Origin of the sequence: Pseudorhodoplanes sp., from assembly GCF_050250235.1 — a bacterium.
Classification (GTDB): domain Bacteria; phylum Pseudomonadota; class Alphaproteobacteria; order Rhizobiales; family Xanthobacteraceae; genus Pseudorhodoplanes.
In genome coordinates this window covers 1-3,336 of the sequence record NZ_JBFWPA010000300.1, presented here as the reverse complement: position 1 = coordinate 3,336, position 3,336 = coordinate 1, and the positions used below count along the sequence as shown (strand labels likewise).

Sequence of the window (3,336 nt, the reverse complement as noted above, 5' to 3'; positions counted from 1 at the left end):
GTAATAGGGATCGAGGACGGGCGCGCCTGCTTCAGGTCAAAGAAGGCCGTGCTCGATACCACGGTGACGCCTCGCTATCTCGTCTATCCGGTCTGAGACCGCAAGACTGGCAGAGCATAATGAGTTCTCCTTATCCGAAACTCCGGATGCTGATTGACGGCAAGTGGATCGGGGCGGAAGGCCGCACAACCCAGCCCGTGATCGATCCGGCAACCGAAGACGTTCTCGGATATCTGCCTCATGCAGCCGCCTCGGACCTGGACCGCGCCTTGCACGCGGCCGAACAATCGTTCCGAAGCTGGAAGCGCGTACCGGCGCGAAAGCGCGGCGAGATTCTGAAAATGGCCGCGTCGCTGATACGCGAGCGGGCCGAACACATCACGCGGCTTGTCACCCTGGAGGAAGGAAAGCCGCTCGCCGAGGCGCGCATTGAAACGGCAATGGCAGCCGATACTTTGGAATGGTACGCGGAGGAGGGCCGCCGCGCCTACGGCCGGATCATTCCAAGCGCGGTCGGCAACAATCAGCTTCGTGTGATGCAGGAGCCGGTCGGGCCTGTCGCGGCATTCGCCCCGTGGAATTTTCCAGTGGTCAATCCCGCACGCAAGATCGGCGCTGCGCTGGCTGCAGGCTGTAGTTGCATCATGAAGCCTCCCGAGGAGGCGCCGGCAAGCGCACTCGCGATTGCCGAGGCGCTGGTCGATGCCGGCCTGCCGGACGGCGTGCTGTCCATTGTGTTCGGCGTGCCGCATGAGATTTCGACCCATCTGCTGCGATCGCCGATCATTAAGAAAGTCTCTTTCACCGGCTCCATCCCGGTCGGCAAGCAACTCATGAAAATGAGCGCAGAGACCATGAAGCGTACCACCATGGAATTGGGTGGGCACGCGCCTGTTCTGGTGTTCGACGATGTCGATGTCGATTCCGTGCTCGACCTCTTCTTGGCCGCCAAGTTCATGAATGACGGTCAGGTCTGCGTATCGCCGACCCGATTCTATGTTCAGAACCGCATCTTCGATCGGTTCGTCGAGGGCTTCGCGGCGCGTGCCGAGGCGCTTCCTGTCGGTCCCGGCACCGACGAACGCAACAGGATGGGTCCTCTGGCGCATCCGAAACGGATCGACGCGATGGCGGTGCTGATCGAGGACGCGATCCGCGCCGGTTCGCGGTCCTGCGCGGGTGGCGAGCGTATCGGCAATCGTGGCTATTACTGGAAACCGACCGTCCTTGCGAACGTCCCGGAGACGGCGCGAACGATGAACGAAGAGCCGTTCGGCCCGCTGGCTCTCATCAATCCGGTCGCGGACGAGGACGAGGCGGTGGCACGTGCAAACCGCCTTCCTTTCGGGCTCGCAGCCTATGTGTTCTCCACAAATGGAGCGCGTGCCCGGGCGATGGGTGACGGCCTCGAGGCCGGAATGGTCGGAATCAACAATTTCGCCATTTCCACACCGGAGGCGCCTTTCGGCGGCGTCAAGGAAAGCGGCCACGGCTCCGAGAATGCCATCGAGGGTCTACAGGCCTGCCTGACGACCAAGCTTATAAGCGAATGCTGAACGCAGTGTCGGCCTTCCATTAAGGAGATACAGGGAGAACTCAGAGAGTATGCCGGCTGTTACATTCACCTATCCGGACGGTACCCAGAAGGTCGTTGATATCCCGAAGGGCCAAAGCGTGATGAAGGGAGCGCTTGCGAATGGCATCAAGGGCATCGTCGCCGAGTGTGGTGGAACGGCGATGTGCGGAACATGTCATGTGTATGTTGACGAGTGCTATCTCGACAAATTGCCACCCGTCAGCGTCGATGAAAACGCGATGCTGGACGCGACATCGTCACCTCGCGAACCGAACAGCCGTCTCAGTTGTCAGATTGCAATGAGCGATGCGCTTGCCGGTCTGCGTGTTCGCATTCCAGAGTCGCAAACATGAATGATTGAGACCCGTGGGATTGCTCCCGGGACGAATGAGCCGCATCGATAGGTTGCATGCGAACTTTTGAGTCATTGAACTTGATCCAGATCAATAAAATACCCGGAGAAGAAAAATCAACGTCCGGGAGGATCGATGACAGGGCATCTGTTGCGGGCCGCGTTCATCGCGGCTACGCTGAGCAATGCTAGTGTGGCTATCGCCCAGGATTATCCCAATCGTCCCGTTCGAATCATCGTTCCTTTCGCTGCGGGCGGCAGCGCCGATCTGACGATTCGATCTGTGTCGCTGCGCCTTACGGAAAAGCTGGGAAAGCCCTTTGTCATTGAATCGAGGCCTGGTGCAGGCGGGCAGGCGGGTATCGAATTTGCCCTGTCTGCGCAAAATGACGGTTACACGCTGATCTCAACGCCTTCAGGCGCAGTGTCTATCGTACCGAATCTTCGCAAGGTGCAGTTTGATCCAGCCAGTGACCTCGAGCCGGTCGCCATGCTCGCAAAGGTCCCGGTGGGAATCGCTGTGAATGGCAATCTGCCGATAAAATCGATTGCCGAGCTGATTGAATATTCAAAGACGCAACCGAAGGGCATCAACTACAGTGTGGCTGCAGTCGGAACACACATGCATTTGGCCGGCGAGATATTCAAAGGCCAGACGGGTTCAAGAATGCAGGCAGTACCCTATAAAGGGACCGGGCCTGCGGCTGCGGCTGTCTATGCCGGCGAGGTGGAGGCTACGGTGTCCGACCTCGCGACCTTGCTGCCGCTTGCACACGACAACAAGGTCCGCATCCTGGCCGTTTTGGATCGCGAACGAACCGCGGTTGCGCCCGATATCCCTTCGATTGGAGAGCTTGGCGTATCCGGTGCAGCAGTCGGCGCTTGGATTGGAGTTTTCGTGCGAAAGGGAACAGAACGCGGCATCGTCGACAAGCTGAGCAGCGAAATCGGCGTCGCACTCAACGACCCTGAGATAAAGTCGCTCTACGCCAAAGCTGGCCTTGAGGTTTGGCCGCTGAACTCCTCCGAAATGAAAAACTTCATCAACACGGACTTGGCCTGGTGGAGAGAGGCTGTCTCGAAGGTTTCGCTTAAGATCCAATGAGATAGTTCTTCGAGCTATGCGAAGCTGATCGGTCTACGCCGCGACTCACGAATGGAGTACATTTCAAGAAAAGCAAACAAGCCTGCCCGGTGCGTCTATGACCCATCGATCGGCGTCTCGCTCGATAAAGCTCGGTTTGAGCCCATCCAATGCTTGGGTGTACGAGCGACGGCGATGTGTGGAGGGCGGCTACCCGGACCTTCAAACTGTTGACAGTGTCCAATATTATAAGTTATTGATTTTACTTTATTATTTAGGCCGATAGACTACGAATCTGGGGGTCAGGAGTTCGAATCTCTTCGG

General features: G+C 58.0%; 3 protein-coding genes. All 3 read left to right on the top strand.

The window, feature by feature from the left end; genetic code table 11:
* Positions 1-119: 119 nt before the first annotated feature.
* The 3 genes from AB7F49_RS39060 to AB7F49_RS39050 all read left to right on the top strand — a co-directional run bounded on the left by AB7F49_RS39060 (position 120) and on the right by AB7F49_RS39050 (position 3,033).
* Entirely contained in the window at positions 120-1,556 is a 1,437-nt protein-coding gene (locus AB7F49_RS39060; RefSeq protein WP_428533320.1) for an NAD-dependent succinate-semialdehyde dehydrogenase, read from the top strand.
* A gap of 49 nt (positions 1,557-1,605) precedes the next feature.
* Positions 1,606-1,929: a 2Fe-2S iron-sulfur cluster-binding protein gene (locus AB7F49_RS39055; protein WP_428533317.1), complete on the top strand. Its 324-nt coding sequence runs from the start codon at positions 1,606-1,608 to the stop codon at positions 1,927-1,929.
* Positions 1,930-2,064: 135 nt separating this feature from the next.
* On the top strand, positions 2,065-3,033 hold the full coding sequence (locus AB7F49_RS39050; protein ID WP_428533314.1) for a Bug family tripartite tricarboxylate transporter substrate binding protein: 969 nt from the start codon (positions 2,065-2,067) through the stop codon (positions 3,031-3,033).
* Positions 3,034-3,336: the final 303 nt, after the last annotated feature.

Excerpts from the sequence above, each read along its gene's own strand:
- AB7F49_RS39060 (WP_428533320.1), top strand. The coding sequence starts at position 120 with ATGAGTTCTCCTTATCCGAAACTCCGGATGCTGATTGACGGCAAGTGG.
- AB7F49_RS39055 (WP_428533317.1), top strand. The coding sequence starts at position 1,606 with ATGCCGGCTGTTACATTCACCTATCCGGACGGTACCCAGAAGGTCGTT.
- AB7F49_RS39050 (WP_428533314.1), top strand. The coding sequence starts at position 2,065 with ATGACAGGGCATCTGTTGCGGGCCGCGTTCATCGCGGCTACGCTGAGC.